This window comes from Paraburkholderia sp. BR10954, from assembly GCF_040965775.1.
Taxonomy (GTDB): Bacteria; Pseudomonadota; Gammaproteobacteria; order Burkholderiales; family Burkholderiaceae; genus Paraburkholderia; species Paraburkholderia youngii.
Window position 1 is genome coordinate 348305 of the sequence record NZ_JBFRCK010000004.1, and the last position, 19048, is coordinate 367352.

Annotated in this window: 17 protein-coding genes; 3 read left to right on the forward strand and 14 right to left on the reverse strand. The window is 65.0% G+C overall.

Annotated features, from left to right (window positions below):
- Positions 1-180 precede the first annotated feature (180 nt).
- Positions 181-1026 carry a MurR/RpiR family transcriptional regulator gene (locus AB4Y34_RS09055; RefSeq protein ID WP_368715816.1) on the forward strand — a complete coding sequence of 282 codons (846 nt, stop codon included), beginning with the start codon at positions 181-183 and terminating at the stop codon, positions 1024-1026.
- Between the two features lie 96 nt (positions 1027-1122).
- Here the strand turns inward: AB4Y34_RS09055 and AB4Y34_RS09060 are convergent, their stop codons facing one another.
- The 9 genes from AB4Y34_RS09060 to bamE all read right to left on the reverse strand — a co-directional run bounded on the left by AB4Y34_RS09060 (position 1123) and on the right by bamE (position 11018).
- A complete protein-coding gene (locus AB4Y34_RS09060; RefSeq protein ID WP_176121830.1) occupies positions 1123-1539 on the reverse strand; it encodes a CopD family protein in 417 nt (138 codons plus the stop codon).
- Between the two features lie 58 nt (positions 1540-1597).
- Positions 1598-2869: a glutamate-5-semialdehyde dehydrogenase gene (locus AB4Y34_RS09065; protein ID WP_368715817.1), complete on the reverse strand. Its 1272-nt coding sequence runs from the start codon at positions 2867-2869 to the stop codon at positions 1598-1600.
- 248 nt (positions 2870-3117) lie between these two features.
- Entirely contained in the window at positions 3118-4245 is a 1128-nt protein-coding gene (gene holA, locus AB4Y34_RS09070; RefSeq protein ID WP_368715818.1) for a DNA polymerase III subunit delta, read from the reverse strand.
- A 54-nt stretch (positions 4246-4299) separates the two neighbouring features.
- Positions 4300-4851 (reverse strand): LPS assembly lipoprotein LptE, encoded by a 552-nt coding sequence (lptE, locus tag AB4Y34_RS09075; protein ID WP_176105063.1) that lies wholly within the window; start codon positions 4849-4851, stop codon positions 4300-4302.
- An 88-nt stretch (positions 4852-4939) separates the two neighbouring features.
- The gene (leuS, locus tag AB4Y34_RS09080; RefSeq protein WP_176380902.1) at positions 4940-7531 is read right to left on the reverse strand and encodes a leucine--tRNA ligase; all 2592 of its coding nucleotides are present in this window, start codon (positions 7529-7531) and stop codon (positions 4940-4942) included.
- 199 nt (positions 7532-7730) lie between these two features.
- On the reverse strand, positions 7731-8162 hold the full coding sequence (locus AB4Y34_RS09085; protein WP_368715819.1) for an ExbD/TolR family protein: 432 nt from the start codon (positions 8160-8162) through the stop codon (positions 7731-7733).
- Positions 8163-8210: 48 nt separating this feature from the next.
- Complete coding sequence (locus AB4Y34_RS09090; RefSeq protein ID WP_176121835.1) at positions 8211-8927, reverse strand: MotA/TolQ/ExbB proton channel family protein; 717 nt, start codon at positions 8925-8927, stop codon at positions 8211-8213.
- A 78-nt stretch (positions 8928-9005) separates the two neighbouring features.
- On the reverse strand, positions 9006-9803 hold the full coding sequence (dapB, locus tag AB4Y34_RS09095; protein WP_368715820.1) for a 4-hydroxy-tetrahydrodipicolinate reductase: 798 nt from the start codon (positions 9801-9803) through the stop codon (positions 9006-9008).
- Between the two features lie 381 nt (positions 9804-10184).
- Positions 10185-11018, reverse strand: coding sequence for an outer membrane protein assembly factor BamE (bamE, locus tag AB4Y34_RS09100; RefSeq protein WP_176380904.1), 834 nt, complete (start codon positions 11016-11018; stop codon positions 10185-10187).
- 152 nt (positions 11019-11170) lie between these two features.
- On the opposite strand from bamE, the gene fur reads away from it, so the two are divergent.
- Positions 11171-11599 carry a ferric iron uptake transcriptional regulator gene (gene fur, locus AB4Y34_RS09105; protein ID WP_027198845.1) on the forward strand — a complete coding sequence of 143 codons (429 nt, stop codon included), beginning with the start codon at positions 11171-11173 and terminating at the stop codon, positions 11597-11599.
- A 103-nt stretch (positions 11600-11702) separates the two neighbouring features.
- Here the strand turns inward: fur and AB4Y34_RS09110 are convergent, their stop codons facing one another.
- The 3 genes from AB4Y34_RS09110 to AB4Y34_RS09120 all read right to left on the reverse strand — a co-directional run bounded on the left by AB4Y34_RS09110 (position 11703) and on the right by AB4Y34_RS09120 (position 14708).
- Positions 11703-12215 (reverse strand): ureidoglycolate lyase, encoded by a 513-nt coding sequence (locus AB4Y34_RS09110; RefSeq protein ID WP_368715821.1) that lies wholly within the window; start codon positions 12213-12215, stop codon positions 11703-11705.
- Between the two features lie 27 nt (positions 12216-12242).
- Positions 12243-13253 carry an allantoicase gene (alc, locus tag AB4Y34_RS09115; protein ID WP_368715822.1) on the reverse strand — a complete coding sequence of 337 codons (1011 nt, stop codon included), beginning with the start codon at positions 13251-13253 and terminating at the stop codon, positions 12243-12245.
- 126 nt (positions 13254-13379) lie between these two features.
- Entirely contained in the window at positions 13380-14708 is a 1329-nt protein-coding gene (locus tag AB4Y34_RS09120; RefSeq protein WP_368715823.1) for a C4-dicarboxylate transporter DctA, read from the reverse strand.
- Between the two features lie 235 nt (positions 14709-14943).
- Here AB4Y34_RS09120 and AB4Y34_RS09125 point away from each other — a divergent pair, with 235 nt between their 5' ends.
- Positions 14944-15630, forward strand: a complete 687-nt coding sequence (locus tag AB4Y34_RS09125) for a FadR/GntR family transcriptional regulator (protein ID WP_176380908.1) — start codon at positions 14944-14946, stop codon at positions 15628-15630.
- A gap of 75 nt (positions 15631-15705) precedes the next feature.
- Here AB4Y34_RS09125 and gap read toward each other — a convergent pair whose 3' ends face one another.
- Together gap and tkt are read right to left on the reverse strand one after the other, a co-directional pair.
- Positions 15706-16716: a type I glyceraldehyde-3-phosphate dehydrogenase gene (gene gap / locus AB4Y34_RS09130; RefSeq protein ID WP_176121843.1), complete on the reverse strand. Its 1011-nt coding sequence runs from the start codon at positions 16714-16716 to the stop codon at positions 15706-15708.
- 112 nt (positions 16717-16828) lie between these two features.
- Positions 16829-18850 carry a transketolase gene (tkt, locus tag AB4Y34_RS09135; protein ID WP_176380909.1) on the reverse strand — a complete coding sequence of 674 codons (2022 nt, stop codon included), beginning with the start codon at positions 18848-18850 and terminating at the stop codon, positions 16829-16831.
- Between the last annotated feature and the right edge of the window lie 198 nt (positions 18851-19048).

Sequence of the window (19048 nt, forward strand, 5' to 3'; positions counted from 1 at the left end):
GTTGCGGTGCCGCATCGCGCGAATCGCCGAGTCGCCCAATTGGCGGCGTCTCGGCGCTTTGCAGCCGAAACCCAGGGAATACACTTACGCGCCGATTTGTAGTTTTTGTACCTAGCTTTTGTGCGCCAACGACCAATCGGATATAGTCCACACGTTCTTCAGCATAGTGCGAGTTTTCCGATGATGCTGTCCCAGGTGGAAGAGATGCGTGACCAGCTGCGCCCGTCCGAGCGCAAGCTGGCCGATTATGTGATCGAGGCGCCGCGCGAGGTGCTCGATCTGTCGATGACCGAGGTCGCCGCGCGCGCCGGCGTGAGTCAGCCGACGATCGCGCGCTTCTGTCACGCGCTCGGTTTTTCCGGCTTTCGCGAATTCAAGATCCGGCTTGCACAGGGCATCGCCAGCGAAGTGCCCGCCGTCTATCGCGACGTGCGGCCCGACGAGCCGACGCCGGGCGTCGCCGCGAAGGTGCTCGACCGGACCATCGGCGCGCTGATTCAGGTGCGCAACAATCTGTCTTCGGATAGCGTCGCGGCGGCGATCGACATACTCGCGCAGGCGAAGCGCATCGAGTTCTATGGCGCGGGCGGCTCGGGCATCGCCGCGCTCGACGTGCAGCACAAGTTCTTCCGGCTCGGCATGCCGAGCGTCGCGTATTCGGACCCACACACATTTCTGATGTCGGCCGCGCTGCTCGGGCCGGGGGACGTGGTCGTCGCGATTTCCAACACCGGCCGCACGCGCGACATCATCGATGCCGCGAGGGCCGCGCTGAACGCAGGCGCGAAGGTGATCGCGATCACGCACGGCAACTCGCCGCTCGCCCGGCTCGCGACCGTGGGACTCTTCGCGAACGTCGACGAAGACACCGACATCTTTTCGCCGATGACCTCGCGCGTGTCGCATCTGGCGATCGGCGACATTCTGGCGGTCGGCGTCGCGCTGAGCCGCGGGCCCGAACTGGCGGAGAAGCTCGCGCAGACGAAGGAAGTGATACACCGGCGGCGGGTGGACTCACAGGGGTAATCCGCTCCGATAAGAAACGCAAAAGGGCGGTGTGTCATTCAACCGGCACACCGCCCTTTTGTCTTTTCCAGCGTCCTGCTTAACGCCGTCAGCCGCTCAGAACGGCTTGATCACCACCAGCGCAACCGCCGCGAGCATACCGAGCACCGGCAGCTCGTTGAACATCCGATACCACTTGTCCGAGCGGCGATTCTGGCCGCGCTCGAACCTGCGCAGCAGCACGCCGCAATACGCGTGATAGATGACGAGCAGCACGACCACGCCGACCTTCGCGTGGATCCAGCCCTGACCGCTGCCGATGCCGATCACGAGCCACAACCACAAGCCGCACGCGATCGCGGGCACCGCGATGAAGCTCATGAAGCGGAACAGCTTGCGCGCCATCAGCAGAAGACGCGCCGTCGCGGCGGGTTCCGTTTCCATCGCCAGATTGACGAAGATGCGCGGCAGATAGAACAGGCCGGCAAACCAGGAGGCAATCAACACGATGTGAAACGTCTTTACCCAAAGCATCGGGGGGTCCTTGTGGTTCTTGTTGTTGTGTTCGTTGTGGCGGTGCTTCGATGCGCGCTTATTGACGACCTTCGCCGTGCCCGAGCACGATGTACTTCAGCGAAGTCAGCCCTTCCAGTCCGACCGGGCCGCGCGCGTGCAGCTTGTCGTTCGAGATGCCGATCTCGGCGCCGAGACCGAACTCGAAGCCGTCCGCGAAACGCGTCGACGCGTTGACCATCACGCTCGCCGAATCGACTTCGCGCAGGAAGCGCATCGCGCGGTCGTGGTCTTCGGTAACGATCGCATCGGTGTGCTGCGAGCTATAAGTGTTGATGTGCTCGATCGCCGCGTCGATGCCGTCGACCACCTTGATCGCGAGCACCGGCGCCAGATATTCGGTGCGCCAGTCTTCCTCGATCGCGTCGACGAGCGGGCCGACGCCCGCATCGGCCAGCACCGCGCGCGCCGCCGCATCGACGCGCAGCTCGACGTCCTTGCCTCGATACAATTGCCCAAGCGGCGGCAGCACTTCGGCCGCGATGCCGCGCGCGACCAGCAGCGTTTCCATCGTGTTGCAGGTGCCGTAGCGGTGCGTCTTCGCGTTGTCGCAGACGTTGAGCGCCTTCGCCAGGTCCGCGCGATCGTCGACATAGACGTGGCAGATGCCGTCGAGGTGCTTGATCATCGGCACGCGCGCTTCGTTCATCAGACGCTCGATCAAACTCTTGCCGCCGCGCGGCACGATCACGTCGACGTATTCGGTCATCGTGATCAGCTTGCCGACCGCCGCGCGGTCCGGCGTCGCGACTACCTGCACCGCGTCCTGCGGCAGACCGGCTGCTTCGAGCCCTTCGCCGATCAGCCTGGCGAGCGCGGTATTGCATTCGAGCGCTTCCGAGCCGCCGCGCAGAATGGTCGCGTTGCCGGACTTCAGGCACAGCGCGGCCGCGTCAATCGTCACGTTCGGGCGCGATTCGTAGATGATGCCGATCACGCCGAGCGGCACACGCATCTGGCCGACCTGGATGCCGCTCGGTCGATGCTTCAGATTGCTGATTTCACCGATCGGATCGGCCAGCGCCGCGACCTGGCGCAGGCCTTCGACCATCGTCTTGAGCGCCTTGTCGGACAGCGTCAGACGGTCGATGAATGCGGCGTCGTGGCCCTTGCCGCGGGCGCGTTCGAGGTCGCGCGCGTTGGCGGCCTTCAGCAGATCGGCATCGCGCTCGATCGCCTCGGCAACGGCTGCAAGCGCCGCATTCTTCGCGGCGGTCGACGCCCGCGCCATCGCGCGCGAAGCCTGGCGAGCGCGTTGGCCGAGGTCGGTCATGTACTGGTCGATATCCATGGTCATTCTCGTGATGCCCGCACGTTGGCGTGCGGTGGTCGGGCAAGATTAGCGAAAGATCAAACGATTGTAAGTCGGGTACCGGGGCTTTGCTCGCGAGGGGGCAGCGGGTGCGCTGTGCTGTCGCGGGGTTTGCCGTTGCGTTGTGTTGAGCCCGTGGCATGGCAAACACGGTGGTCTGCATTTGACGCGATTGACGGTTGCTGTGCGATTGCAATCGCCGCCGGAACTCGCCCGCGCCCGGCTGCTTAGATTGGCCGCCGCGCTGGCGCCGCAGTCGGCGCCCGAGGTCGCGGCGGCGGCACTGGCGACACCGCCGACGGTTTTGGCGCGGCCACCGTCATTGCGAGTTCGAACAGGCCGTCCCACGGATCGGGCGGCGGATCGTTTCGATGATTGCCCGGCGTGCCGCCCGACAAGCCCTTGACCTGCCGGTCGAGCCGCGCCGCCAGCGCGAGCGCCTTCTCGAGCGCCGCTTCGCTGACACGCGACAGCGCCGGTCCGATCAGCCGTTCGCGCGGACCCCACACGCGGTTCTCGCGGGTGAGCATCGCGAGCGGCTTGCCGGCCGCGACGCCGCGCTTGATCCGCAACAGCGTGCGCACTTCCTCGACAACGGCCCACAGCACGAGCACCGCAGCCTCGCCTTCACCGCGCAGGCCGTCGAGCATGCGCGCGAGACGGCCGACGTCGCCCGCGAGCATCGCCTCATTGAGCTTGAACACGTCGTAACGCGCGACGTTGAGCACCGCGTCCTGCACCTGATCGAAGCTCAGCGAGCCGCTCGGATACAGCAGCCCGAGCTTCTGGATTTCCTGATGCGCGGCGAGCAGATTGCCCTCGACGCGCTCGGCGATGAACGCGAGCGCGCGCCGCCCTTCCTCGCCGGCTGCAACGCGCTGACCCTGGGCCGCGAGCCGCTGTCCGACCCAGTTCGGCAGCTGCGCGCGCTCGACCGGATCGATCTTCAGCGCGACGCCCGCATCGGCGAGCGCGGTGAACCATGCCGACTTCTGCGTGGCCGCATCGAGACGCGGCAGCGTGATCATCGTTAGCACGTCGTCGTTGACGGTGGATGCCAGGGCCTTCAGCGCGTCGGCGCCTTCCTTGCCGGGCTTGCCGGATGGAATGCGCAATTCGACCAGTTGACGGTCGCCGAACAGCGACATCGACTGGCTCGCGCCGAGCAGCGAGCTCCAGTCGAAATAGCGCTCGGCCGTGAACACCGAGCGATCGGTGAAGCCTGCCGCGCGCGCCGCCGCGCGGATGCGGTCGCACGCTTCCTGCGCGAGCAGGTGCTCGTCGCCGTACACGACGTACAGTCCGGCGAGGCCTTTGGCGAGATGCGCTTCGAGCGCGTCAGGTCGCAGTTGCATGGCTGGCGGTTGACGGGATGGATGAGATTCGACGACTCACGAACGGCGCGATGCTCACAGCGGCGGCGGCGGCAGCGGCGCGCGCGGCACGATGCCCGGCACGGCCTCGGCCGGCGTCGGATGCAGCGAGCGCACCACGCCGAGACGGCGGATCAGCTGATCGACCGCGTCGTTTTCCATGTCGGCGAACAGGATGTCGGACTCGGCGGCCTTCGCCTGCGAGAACTGGTCGCTATAGGTCATCGCGCGGTTCAGCGCGATCACGCTGCCCGGAATCAGCACGGTGCCGTCCTTGCCGGTCAGCGTGTAGGTCATCTGCAGATTCAGCTGATACTCGGCGACGACGCCCAGCGAATTCAGCGTCAGCGTGCTGAGGTTGCGGTTCTGCGTGATTTGCAGGATCGCGTCGGCATTGGCGACCGAGTTGACCACCACGGTGTCGCTGCCGCCCTGCACGATGCGCGTGAAGCGCGCGATGGCCGCGGGCGAGCCGCCGGACACATAGAGGCGCTTGAACGCGTAGTCCTGCTGGCCGCGCAACTGGAAGCCGCAGGCCGACAACATCATTACGCTGCAAGCGAGCGTCAAAAACGATCTGCGAGTCACATTCGCTCCCGGTTCGCAGTGGATTCGCAATGCCGAGGAACGCCGCCGGACGGGCGGCGCTCCATCTGCCGGATGAGGGCTCAGAACGTCAAACGACCACGTTCACGAGACGGCCCGGCACCACGATGATCTTCTTCGGCGCCTTGCCTTCGCTGAACTTCGCTACCATTTCGTGCGCGGCCGCTTGCTGCTCGATCGCGTCGCGCGATGCGTCCTTCGCGACCGTGATCGCGCCGCGTACCTTGCCGTTCACCTGCAGCACGAGTTCGATCTCGGCCTGTTCGAGCGCCTTCTCGTCGACCTTCGGCCACGGCGCGTCGAGCAGCGGGCCGAATTCGTCGGCATAGCCGAGCTCCTGCCACAGCTGGAACGTCAGGTGCGGCACGACCGGATACAGTACACGCAGCATCACGCCGTAAGTTTCACGCAGCACGGCCGTCTGCGCGCCCTTCGCGCCATCGAGCGCGTTGAGCATCTTCATCGCGGCCGATACCACCGTGTTGTACTGCAGACGCTGATAGTCGAAATCGGCCTGCTTCAGCACGCTATAGATTTCACGACGCAGCGCCTTGTCGGCGTCGTTGAATTGTGCGGCGTCCAACTGGCCGCCCGTGCGCAGCGCGGCTTCGTTCGTGTAGCCGAAGTTCCACACGCGACGCAGAAAGCGGCTCGCGCCTTCGACGCCCGAACCCGACCACTCGAGCTGCTGCTCGGGCGGAGCCGCGAACATCACGAACAGACGCGCGGTGTCCGCGCCGTGCTGATCGATCAGCATCTGCGGGTCGACGCCGTTGTTCTTCGACTTCGACATTTTCTCGACGCCGCCGAGCACGACCGGCTCGCCGTCGGCGTTCAGCACCGCGCCGACCGGGCGGCCCTTGTCGTCGAACGAGACGGTGACGTCCGCCGGGTTGTACCAGGTCTTCTTGCCCGCTTCGGTTTCGCGGTAGTAGGTTTCGTTGAGCACCATGCCCTGCGTGAGCAGGTTCTTCGCCGGTTCGCCGAACTTCACGAGGCCGAGGTCGCGCATCACCTTCGCCCAGAAACGCGAGTACAACAGGTGCAGGATCGCGTGTTCGATACCGCCGATGTACTGATCCATCGGCGCCCAGTAATCGGTGCGCTCGTCGACCATCGTCTTCGCATCCGGCGACGCGTAGCGATAGAAGTACCACGACGAATCGACGAAGGTGTCCATCGTGTCGGTTTCGCGCTTCGCCGCGCCGCCGCAGCTCGGGCACGTGCAGTTCAGGAACGCTTCGGACTTCGCGAGCGGATTGCCCGTGCCGTCCGGCACGAGGTCTTCCGGCAGCACGACCGGCAGGTCTTTTTCCGGCACCGGCACGTCGCCGCACTTCGGGCAGTGGATGATCGGAATCGGCGTGCCCCAGTAACGCTGGCGCGACACGCCCCAGTCACGCAGACGCCACGTGATCTGCTTGTCACCGAGGCCGAGTTCCTTAAGATCGGCGGCGATGCGGTCCACCGCTTCGTCGTACGCGAGGCCGTCGTACTTGCCGCTGTTCACCAGCGTGCCGGTCTTCTCGCCGTACCACTCCGCCCAGGCTTCAGTCGAAAACTCCTTGCCCTCGACCGCGACCACCTGCTTCACCGGCAGACCGTACTTCTTCACGAACGCGAAGTCGCGCTCATCGTGCGCCGGCACGCCCATCACCGCACCTTCGCCGTAAGTCATCAGCACGTAGTTGCCGATCCACACCTCGACCTGCTCGTGCGTCAGCGGATGCGTGACGTAGAAGCCGGTGGCCATGCCCTTCTTTTCCATCGTCGCGACGTCGGCTTCGGCGACGCCGCCGCGCTTGCATTCGTCGATGAACGCCTGCAGTTCCGGCTTGTCTTGCGCGAGACGCGTGGCGAGCGGATGCTCTGCGGCGATCGCGCAGAACGTGACGCCCATGATCGTGTCGGCGCGCGTCGTGAACACGCGCAGCAGCTTCTGCTCACCGTCGATTTCATACGGGAAGCCGAAGTTCACGCCAAAACTCTTGCCGATCCAGTTCTGCTGCATGATCTTCACGCGCTCGGGCCAGCCGAGGCCGTCGAGATCGTTCAGCAGCTCATCGGCGTACTGCGTGATGCGCATGTAGTACATCGGGATTTCGCGCTTTTCGACGAGCGCACCCGAGCGCCAGCCGCGCCCGTCGATCACCTGCTCGTTCGCGAGCACGGTCTGGTCGACCGGGTCCCAGTTCACGGTGCCGGTTTTCTTGTACGCGATGCCCTTTTCGAGCATCTTCAGAAACAGCCACTGGTTCCACTTGTAGTAGTCGGGGCTGCAGGTCGCGACTTCGCGCGACCAGTCGATCGCGAGACCCATCGACTGCATCTGCTTCTTCATGTAAGCGATGTTGTCGTAGGTCCACTGCGCGGGCGGCACGTTGTTGGCCATCGCGGCGTTTTCCGCCGGCATGCCGAACGCGTCCCAACCCATCGGCATCAGAACGTTGTAGCCGTTCATCCGCAGATAGCGGTACATCACGTCGTTGATCGTGTAGTTGCGCACGTGCCCCATGTGCAGCTTGCCCGACGGATACGGCAGCATCGAGACGCAGTAGAACTTGGGCTTGTCGGTGGTTTCCGTCGTCTTGTAGGCGTCGATGGCGCGCCATTGCCCTTGCGCGGCGGCTTCGACGTCGGAGGGAACGTATTTTTCGTGCATGGTGTGATGGGATCGCTAGGTTCGGTGCTTTCGCACCGGCCCGGTGCTCTGCAGAATGTCGTTGCGTCGTTTCCCCTTTGGCGGGGAAAGGGCTGATTATACCGTTCGCGGACGGGTGCGCCGCTACGCGCGGCACGGTGCGGGGCGGGGTATGCCGGATTCGTCGACGCGCTGCGCGCCCGCCAGCGCCCTGTGATGCTCAGTGCTGCGCGGCGGGCGGCGGCGGGTCCGTCACGAAGCCGATCCGCTCGAGCCCCGCCTGCTGCGCGGCGCCCATCACCTGCGCAATGACTTCGTAGCGCGTCGAGCGCTCCGCGCGCAGCTGGATGTCCGGCTGGGCCGCCTGCTTGCCGGCCTCGGCGAACTGCATGCGCATCTGCGCGAGCGTGATCGGCTTGCCGTTCCAGTAGAGCTTGCCGGCGCCGTCGATCGACAGGGAGATGGTCCGCGGGGTCTGGCGCGCGGGCGCCGCCGCGACCTTCGGCAGATCGAGCCGGATCGCGTGCGAGAACAGCGGCGCGGTAATGATGAAAATCACCAGCAGCACCAGCATCACGTCAATAAGCGGCGTCATGTTGATCTCGGCCATCGGCGCGGCCGTCTGCTTCTTCTCGAGTCCGCCGAATGCCATGTCGCCTCCTTGCGTCTGAGCTTGGCCCTGCCCGCCGCACGCCAAGCGTCAGCGGTGCGCCTCGTGCGCCGCCTGCTGCGCGCGGGGCGGCGTCGGCGCATGCTCGGGGGAGCACACGTACGCGTGCAAATCGTGCGCGAAACCGTCCAGCTCCTCGGTCAATTGCCGCACGAGGCGGCCCAGCACGTTGTAGCCGAGCACCGCCGGAATCGCGACCACCAGACCGAACGCGGTCATGATCAGCGCCTCGCCGACCGGTCCCGCGACGTTCTCGATCTGCGCCTGCCCGCTCGCCGCGATGCTGCCGAGCGCGTGATAGATGCCCCATACGGTGCCGAGCAGACCGACGAACGGCGCGGTGCTGCCCACCGACGCCAGCAGCACCTGGCCGAACTCGAGCCGCCGCTGCGACGCGGCGAGCGCCTGGCGCAGCGCGCGCAGCACCCGTTCGCTGCGCTCGACGCGCGCGAGCAGCGCGCCCGGAATGTCGACCTCGGCCGCACTGAGCGCCGCTTCAGCGAGCGGCGCGAACACGCGCTCACGGTCGGTGCGGCGCAGGATGGCGACGCCTTCGGCGAGCGTCGGCGCTTGCCAGAAGCGCGCGATCGCCCGCGAGGACTGGCGTTTCGCGCGCGCCAGAATCCAGCTCTTGACGATCAGAAAACACCAGCTCGCAATCGACATGGCCAGCAGCACGTAGGCGACGGCATGCGTGATTGCGTCGCTCGTTTGCAGGTAATGGATGATGCCGCTGCTGCCTGCCATCTGACCTCGCCTTAGGAAAGTGACTTCGGGAGGGCGCGCTCGGGATGCGCTGCCCCGCCTATGCGCAACGAACTTCGCTCAACGCAGGCCGAGCACGTCCTGCATGTCGAAGAAGCCGTTGTCGTGGCCTTCGAGGAAGCGTACAGCACGAAGCGCGCCTTGTGCATATGACAGGCGGCTCGCCGATTTGTGCGTGATCTCGATGCGCTCGCCGATGCCCGCGAACAGCACCGTATGATCGCCGACGATATCGCCGCCGCGAATCGCCGAGAAGCCGATCGTCGACGGATCGCGCTCGCCGGTCACGCCTTCGCGGCCATAGACCGCGCAGTCGTCGAGATTGCGGCCGAGCGCGCCCGCGATCACTTCGCCCATCGTCAGCGCGGTGCCGGACGGCGCATCGACCTTGTGGCGATGATGCGCCTCGATGATCTCGATGTCGTAGCCGGTCGAGAAGTGCCGCGCCGCGTATTCGAGCAGTTTCAGCGTAACGTTCACGCCGACGCTCATGTTCGACGCGAACACCACGCCGATTTTCTGCGCCGCCGCGCGCAACTGCGCTTTTTGCGCGTTGTCGAGGCCGGTCGTGCCGATGACCATTTTCACGCCATGGCGCTGCGCGGCTTCGAGATGCGCGAGCGTCGCGTCCGGGCGTGTGAAGTCGATCAGGTAGTCGGATTCGGCAAACACGCGTTCGATATCGTCGGACAGCAGCACGCCGGTCTCTTTGCCGAGGAACGCGCCGGCGTCCTGGCCAAGCTGCGCCGCGCCCGTGCGGCAGAGCGCGCCGGACAGCGTCGTGTCGGCGTCGTTGAGGACGGTTTCGATCAGCATGCGGCCCATACGGCCCGATGCGCCTGCAATGGCAATTTTCATGACGATGAGGATTCGAAAAGAGTCAACCGGGATGGAGCCCGGCAAACGCGGCCCGGCGAATGCACCGACCAGTGTGCCGGGGAATGCGCCCGGTCGATATAGGGACAAGCGGCGACAGGCGGCACGATCTTGCGACAAGGCGGGGCGGCTCCCTGCTGAAGTCAACGCCCGCGGCCAACCGGGACGGCTCGCTCAGGTGACTGACTGATACCGCCCGCTGCGGCGAGCCACAGCCGCGGCGCACTGCGGCAACAGGTTCATGCGGCCCAAGCGGCGCATTTCCGGCCTCGCTTTCCGGCCTCGCCTGACGCCGGACGAACACACATCTGGCCGGCACCGCACATGCTGCGCGCAGCCCGCCTCACAACACCGACAAGCGGATCAGTTGCTCGTTCCGGACGTTGACGGCGAAGCGTTCGGCGCCGAGCTGTCGCCGCTTTGCGAGCCCGTCGGGCCGACCGGGTTGCTCTCGTTTTCCGGCGCCGGCGGCGGCGGCCGTTTGAACTGGAACTGCGGCTGACCACCAGCCGTCGGGCCTTGCGTCGGGATGCCGCCAGCGCCTGCTCTCGGCACGGCCGAACGCACGGACGGCGCGCCGCTCGGCGTAGACACCGCGCTGGTCGCGCGATTGGCCGCCTGGGCAGCTTCCGCGTTGGCGTCCATGGACGGCGTGGCGGCCTGCTGGGCGCCTTCGACCGACGGCGAGCGCGTCGTGTCCACCGTGACCGGCGCCGCGGCGGCAGCCCCGCTTGCGGCGGCTGCGGCGCTGGCGGCCTCGGCCGCGCTCGCCGCGCTCGGCGGCGTAGCCTTGGAGCGACGGCCACTGCGGTCGCCGTCGATTTCGGCCAGCAATTCGAGATTGGTCGGCAGATCCTCGCCACCCGTCCAGTGGGTCACGGTGTCGCCCGAGAAGAACACGACGAAGTCGCGTTGCTGAACGATCGAGGTGTTGCCACGCTTGAAATAGAACGTGTAATCCCAGCGATCCGCGTGGAACATGTCGGTCAACAGCGGCGTGCCGAGCACCTGACGCACCTGTGCGCGCGTCATGCCGACCTTCATCTGACCCGCCATTTCCTGCGACACGAAGTTGCCTTGCACGACCGTAATCCGATACGGCGTAATGCTTTGGGCAACGCGCTGGGTCAGGCTGTCGTACGTGGAACATCCGGCAAGAACCGCGACAGTCGCAACCGCGATCAAGGTACCCCGCATGCGGCTCCCCCGGTAGATCAATTGAGATTTAGAAATCATTTCACTCACCGTGCGGGCCCGCTTGCGGGCCGCGCTCATTCCATCGAAAATGACCAGAACGGCAAAACACATTACTATGAGAGCCCAGCATTGTACTCTAGGGATCCCTTGTCATGACCAATCCAACCGATCTCAAGAATATCGGGCTCAAGGCGACCCTTCCGCGCCTCAAAATCCTTGAGATTTTCCAACACAGCCCGGTACGTCATCTAACCGCCGAAGACGTGTACCGCAACCTCCTGCACGAGGAACTCGATATCGGTCTCGCCACCGTGTATCGCGTGCTGACGCAATTCGAGCAGGCCGGCCTGCTCTCGCGCAGCAATTTCGAGTCGGGCAAGGCGGTGTTCGAGCTGAACGAGGGGACGCACCACGATCACCTCGTGTGCCTCGATTGCGGGCTCGTGGAAGAGTTTTTCGACCCCGAAATCGAAAGTCGTCAGCAGTCCATCGCCAAGGCACGCGGCTTCAAGCTGCAGGAGCATGCGCTGGCACTGTATGGGGCGTGCACGAAGGAAAATTGCCCGCATCGTAAGCACTGATGCATCGCGGGCCGCGTGCGAATACGCGGCCTGGCAAGCCAGAAGAAAGACCCGGCCGATGAGAATCGGTCGGGTTTTTTTGTTCAGGCGACGGCAAATACGGCTATCCGACCAGCTCCACGCTCGGCTCGAAGGCTAGCCGCCACGGCTCGGCCAACTGCAATTCGTCGCAATTCGGCGCGTCGCCGCCACGATCGACGACGATGAAATCGCTGACCCGATCCAGCGCGAGCAGCGGATGGTGCCAAACCCCTTTCGCGTAATTGACGCCTTGCCACGCGTCGGTCCAGAACGCGCGCATCCGCGTGGCGTCGAACTCGCCGGCCGGCGCGACCACCACCAGATAGCGGCCCGCGCGCAAGGGAATGAAAGCCTGGCTGCCGAGCGGATGCCGCTCCATCATCGTGATCACGACGGGCAGCGCGCGCGGCTGCGCGCGAAACAGATTGACGAGCGGCCGGCCGACCTGCTCCGCCACGTCGACGCGCGCGAGGTCGTGATAGCGCTCGGTGGTGCCGCCATTGATGGGAAAATGACGCGCGCCGTCAAGTTCGATCACGTCGCCGAACGGCGCGAAAGCCGCGCGCGTCAGGCGTTCCATCTGCAGGATCTTCATGCGTGCCGCTCCCTGATGTTGCGTGCGTTAAGCGATCTCGCCCCACAGACGCAGGCGCGACACGCCGCCGTCCGGGAAGATGTTGAAGCGCACGTGCGTGACCGGCCCGAGCGCCGCGAGGTCGTCCGTGAACGTGTGCACGTGGTCCATCTGCAGCTTCTGTTCGCCGAGCAGCACCGGCCAGAACATCGCCTGGGTGACGAGAGAATCGTCGGTGCCGCCCGTCACCGATGCCGCCTGCAGCGAGCAGCGGTCCGGGAAGTTGCCCTTGAAGTGCGCCGTATCCACTTCGATCTTGCGGATCACGCCGGGCCGCGCGAGCGCGACGATCGCCCAGTCGTTGCCCGGCTCGCGACGCCGCCGGGTTTCCCAGCCGTCGCCCATGTTCACGCCGCGGCCTGGCATCAGCATCTGCGAGGCCGGCCCGAAATGCTGGTTGTTCGCGGCGACGAGGTACGCGCCGTTTTCGATCGCGGCGAGATCGAGCAGCGTGCCGCGCTCGACGCGGCTCCAGTCCCGCTGCGGCTGGCCGTACACGCGCAGTCGGGCGAGCCCGCCGTCCGGATAGAGATTCACCCGCAGATGGGTGACCGGGCGAGCGTCTTTCACTTCAACGTAGTGATGCTGGTTGCCCTGTAGCGTCGTCGCCGGCACGAGCGGCTGCCAGTCGGCGTGCTCGGGCGGCACGTCAGCGGCGCTGTGACAGGCATCGATCGACGCCGCCGGCGGGAAATTGCCGGTGAAGTGGCTCGTATCGAGATCGACGCCATGCACGACGCCCGGCCGCGCGAGACGGATCACGCAATGGTCGTGGCCGGTCGTACGCTTGCGGCGCGTCTCCCAGCCATCCATCCACTTGCCGTGGTCGTCGTATTTGCCGGGGATGAACACCGCCGGCTGCGGCTCGAGCATGCGCTCTTTCGGCGCGAAGAATTCATCGCTCGCGAACAGCGCCTTTGCGCCGAGGCGCGGATCGGCGAGGTTCATGTAGCGGCGGGTGAAGGCGGGAGCGTTCGGGTCGAGGATCGGGTTGGCCATGATGTCGGTCAGTGTCGAAGAAGTCAGAAACGGCCGGCGGCGCCACGGCAGCCGCCGGTTTGCGAAAAAACTCTATCTAAAGACGATGTCGGTTGGTCCGGTCAGACCAGAGCCGACGCGCCGCCGTCAGACTGCCGGCGCGTGTTCGCCCGCACCCGGCTCGGCGTGCGTGTCGTCGACAGCGGGCACATAGCGCAGCGCCGCGTCGCGATTCAGCACGCGGTGCGCGCGCGCCTTGTCGATATCGTTTTCCCACACGGCGACCACCACCGTCGCGACGCAGTTGCCGATCAGGTTGGTCAGCGCGCGGGCGATGCCGACGAACCAGTCGACCGGCAGAATCAGCACGAGGCCGAGCACCGGAATCGCGGGAATCGCGGAGAGCGTCGCAGCGAGAATCACGATCGCCGAGCCGGGTATGCCGTGCGCGCCCTTCGACGTCACCAGCGACACCAGCACGACGACGATCAGGTCATGAATAGACAGCGGGGTGTTGGTCGCCTGAGCGATGAACAGCACCGCAAGGGTCAGATAGATCGAGAAGCCGTCGAGGTTGAACGAGTAGCCGGTCGGAATGACGAGACCGACCGTCGAATCCTTGACGCCCATCCACTCGAGCTTGCGCATGATCTGCGGCAGCACAGCGTCGGACGACGCGGTGCCGAGCACGATCGACAGTTCTTCGCGCAGATAGCGGATCAGCTTCAAGATGCTGAAGCCGGCGAGCCGCATCACCGCGCCGAGCACGAGCACGACGAACACCACGCAGCTCGCGTAGAACACCAGCACGAGCATGCCGAGTTGCTTCAGCGACTCGACGCCGTAGGTGCCGGTCGTAAACGCGATCGCGCCGAGCACGCCGAGCGGCGCGAGCTTGATGATGAAGCCCATCACGCGGAAGAACACCTGCGACAGCTCATCGATCAACCCGCTCACGCGCTGCGCGCGCTTGCCGAGCAGCGACAGCGCCGAGCCGAACAGCACCGAGAACACGAGGATCTGCAGGATGTCGCCGGTTGCGAACGCGTTGATCGCCGTGTCGGGGATGATCTTCAGCAGAAAGCCGGCGGTGTCCTTCAGGCTCTTCGCGTGCTCGGTATAGGTCGTGAGCGACGCCGCATCGAGCGAACTCAGGTTCACGTTCATGCCGGCGCCCGGACGCGTCGCGTAAGCGAGCACCGCGCCGATCACGAGCGCGATCGTCGTCATCGCCTCGAAGTAGATCACCGACTTCAAGCCGACGCGGCCGACCTTGCGCAGATCGCCCGCATGCGCCATACCGCTCACCACCACGCAGAACACGATCGGTCCGATCACCATCTTGATCAGCTTGAGAAAACCGTCGCCAAGCGGCCGCAAGGACTGCGCGAAATGCGGAAACACGGCACCGAGCACGATGCCGACCACGAGCGCTATCACGACCCGGCCAAATAGCGAATTGAAGAATTTCGACACGGCTTCCTCCTGCGGATGGTTGTCTCGGTCACTTCTGTTCAGACTGGTCCGACCAGTGCTGTTATGGCGAATAGTAGGAAGCCGATATAGTCCCGTCAAGGATTGATCGAACAGTGTTTACCCGCTGTTTTTTCGGCGATTTCGGGTCGGATTCAGGATCTCGGACGTTGTGCGGCGCGCCGTTTTCGACCGCGTATTAGAATTGCGGTCAGACCACGCCACCAAGCGAGCTTTTATGAAAAACGTCCCGCACACCGTCACCGACGCGGCCATCGCGACCATCCGCGAACGCATCGAAGCGGGCGTCTATCCGGTGGGCAGCCTGCTGCCGGCGCAGCGCCAGCTATCCGATGAACTGTCGATCAGCCGCGCGTCACTGCGCGAAGCGCTCTCCACGCTCGAAGCGCTCGGCCTGCTGGTAATCCGGCCCGGCAAGGGCGTGTACGTGGAAAGCGCGCAAGCGAAAACCGCTCAGGCGTGGCGTTTCGCCGAGCAGTCGTCGCTGCCCGACACGTATCAGATGCGCTACGCGCTCGAAGGCTTCGTTGCGCGCATGGCGGTGCTCGCGGTCACCAACGACGACCTGGCGTGGCTCGAGGAAAACGTCACCGCGATGCAAAGCGCGCTCGCCTGCGAGGAGCTCGACGAAGCGGCGCGACTCGACTACGCGTTCCATATGCGCATCGTCAGCATCGCGGGCAATGCCGCGATCGAGTCGATCCTGCGCAGCAGCGCCGAAATCATGAAGGAAAGCCAGCGCATGCCGTTCTACCGGCGCGAGCGGGTGCTATCCACCTACACCGAGCATCGCGCGATTCTCGACGCGCTGAAGGCCCGCGATTCGCTCGCGGCGGGCAAGGCGATCGAGACGCACATCGCGAACGCCGCGCAGCGCGCGGGCGTCTATTTCCCGACGCCGTAGCCGTCGCGCCGATACCGCGGACGAAAAAAAGCCGCTCCGAGGAGCGGCTTTTTCATGCAGCGTGAAAACCGAAACTTACTTCGCGTTCGCGAGCGCCACAGCCGTGTCCAGCATGCGGTTCGAGAAGCCCCACTCGTTGTCGTACCAGCTCGACACCTTCACGAGACGGCCCGACACCTTGGTCAGCGTCGAGTCGAACGTCGACGAAGCCGGGTTGTGGTTGTAGTCGATCGACACGAGCGGTGCGTCGTTGTAACCGAGAACGCCCTTCAGTGCGCCTTCCGACGCTTCCTTCATGATCGCGTTGACTTCCTCGACCGTCGTGTCGCGCGCGGCGATGAACGACAGGTCGACGACCGACACGTTGATCGTCGGGACGCGGATTGCGTAGCCGTCCAGCTTGCCGTTCAATTCCGGCAGCACGAGGCCGACCGCCGATGCCGCACCGGTCTTGGTCGGGATCTGGCTATGCGTGGCCGAACGCGCGCGGCGCAGGTCTTCGTGGTACACGTCGGTCAGAACCTGGTCGTTCGTGTACGCGTGGATCGTCGTCATCAGGCCATTCACGAGACCGATCTTGTCGTTCAGCGGCTTGACCAGCGGCGCGAGGCAGTTGGTCGTGCACGATGCGTTCGAGATGACCGTGTCCGATGCCTTCAGTACGTTGTGGTTCACGCCGTAGACGACGGTCGCGTCGACATCCTTGCCGCCCGGCGCCGAGATGATGACCTTCTTCGCTCCGCCCTTGATGTGCGCGCTGGCCTTTTCCTTGGTCGTGAAAAAGCCCGTGCACTCCATCACGACGTCGACGCCCAGCTCGCCCCACGGGAGTTCAGCCGGGTTGCGGTTCGCCAGCACGCGGATCTTGTCGCCGTTCACGACGAGGTAGTCGCCGTCCACCGACACCTGACCCGGGAACTTGCCGTGCGCGGTGTCGTATTGCGTCAGGTGGGCGTTGGTCTTCGCATCGCCCAGATCGTTGATGGCGACGATTTCGATATCGTGCTTCTTGCCGTTTTCATAGAAGGCGCGCAGGGTATTGCGGCCGATCCGGCCGTAGCCGTTGATTGCGACGCGAATCGTCATGATGTATCTCCTGATGGCTAAAAAATCCGTTTATGTTCGCCTGGTCGGACATCCGGTTCGGTGCGTTGCCCCGCGCAACCACGAGGGGCGCGACGGCAACGCGACGCAACCATCAGCCGAGAGCGGCCTTGACCGTCGCCACCACGTGCTCGACGGTGAAACCGAAATGCTTGAACAGCACACCTGCCGGGGCCGATTCGCCGAACGTGTCGATGCCGACCACGCCACCTTCCAGACCCACGTACTTGCGCCAGAAATCCGACACGCCCGCTTCGATCGCGACGCGGCGCACGCCGTGCGGCAGCACGCGTTCGCGGTACTCGGCGTCCTGCTTGTCGAACACGGTCGTCGACGGCATCGACACGACGCGTGCGGCAATGCCTTCGCGCGCGAGCGGCTCGACGGCCTTCATCGCCAGTTCGACTTCGGAGCCCGTCGCGATCAGGATGATCTTACGCGCGACGATCTCTTCGTCCCAGTCGCGCAGCACGTAGCCGCCCTTCTCGATGTTGGCGATCTGCGCGTCGGTACGCTCGTTGAACTGCAGGTTCTGACGGCTGAAGATCAGGCACGACGGACCTTCATGTTCGATCGCATGGGTCCAGGCCACCGCGGTTTCGACCGTATCGGCCGGACGCCACGTTTGCAAATTCGGAATCAGGCGCAGGCTCGCGACGTGTTCGATCGACTGGTGGGTCGGGCCGTCTTCGCCGAGACCGATCGAGTCGTGCGTGAACACGAAGATCGACTGCGATTTCATCAGCGCGGCGACACGCAGCGCGTTGCGGCTGTAGTCCGAGAACGTCAGGAACGTGCCGCCGAATGCCTTGTAGCCGCCATGCAGCGCGACGCCGTTGATCGCGGCGCTCATGCCGAATTCGCGCACGCCGTAGTTCACGTAGTTGCCGGCGGCACGGCCTTCGGCGTTCACGCGCACCGGCTTCGCGGCCTTCCAGTTGGTCAGGTTCGAGCCGGTCAGGTCGGCGGAGCCGCCGAGCAGTTCGGGCAGCGCGGCCGACAGGCCTTCGATGGCCTGCTGCGACGCCTTACGCGTCGCGACGGTCTCGGCGCGTTCGTTCGCGCCGGCGATGATCGCCTTTGCCTTGTCCTTCCAGTCGGCCGGCAGCTGCTTCGCGCTGCGGCGCTTGAACTCGGCCGCTTCCTGCGGATACTTGGCCGCGTAGGCGGCGAACGCCTTGTCCCACTCGGATTCGAGGCGCCCGCCCGCATCCTTCGCATCCCATGCCGCGTACACTTCCTGCGGAATCACGAACGGCTCCCACTTCCAGCCGATCGCTTCGCGTGTTGCCGCGATTTCCTTGTCGCCGAGCGGCGCGCCGTGCGAGTCGTGCGAGCCCGCCTTGGTCGGCGCGCCTTCACCGATCACGGTCTTGCAGCAGATCAGCGTCGGCTTGTCCGACTGCTTCGCCTGCTTGATCGCCGCGTCGACCGCGTCGACGTCATGGCCGACCACGTTCGGGATCACGTTCCAGCCGTACGCTTCAAAGCGCTTCGGCGTGTCGTCGTGGAACCAGTGCACCACTTCGCCGTCGATCGAGATGCCGTTGTCGTCGTAGAACGCGATCAGCTTGTTCAGTTTCAGCACGCCTGCGAGCGAACAGGCTTCGTGCGAGATGCCTTCCATCAGGCAGCCGTCGCCGACGAACACATACGTGTGGTGGTCGACGATCTTCGCGTCGGGCTTATTGAATTCGGTGGCGAGCAGGGACTCGGCGAGCGCCATGCCGACCGCATTCGCGAGGCCCTGTCCGAGCGGACCGGTGGTCGTCTCGACGCCCGGCGTGATGCCGTATTCCGGGTGACCCGGCGTCTTCGAATGGAGCTGGCGGAAGTTCTTCAGCTCTTCCATCGGCAGATCGTAGCCGGTCAGATGCAGCAGCGAGTACAGCAGCATCGAGCCGTGACCGTTCGACAGCACGAAGCGGTCGCGATCGGCCCATTGCGGGTTCTTCGGGTTATGGCGCAGATGACGCGACCACAGGGCAACGGCGATTTCGGCCATGCCCATCGGCATGCCGGGGTGGCCGGAGTTCGCCTTTTGAACGGCGTCCATGGACAACGCGCGGATCGCGTTGGCCATCAGGGAAGTGGGTGCGGGAGACGGGGTCGTCATGTCGAGTCCGGAGACAGAGTCAGAAAGCGGGGCGCGCTTGAGGCCCGGAAGCTCGGCGGTCCGGTCGCTACGGCGCACGATGCGGCGCCAGGAGACGCGAAACGGGCAGAGCAAGCGGACAAGGCTGAAAGCGTCACATTCTAGCAGAAGGTTAACCCCTAGCCGGCCGGAAAGCCGCCCGGCCGCGCGGTTCAACGC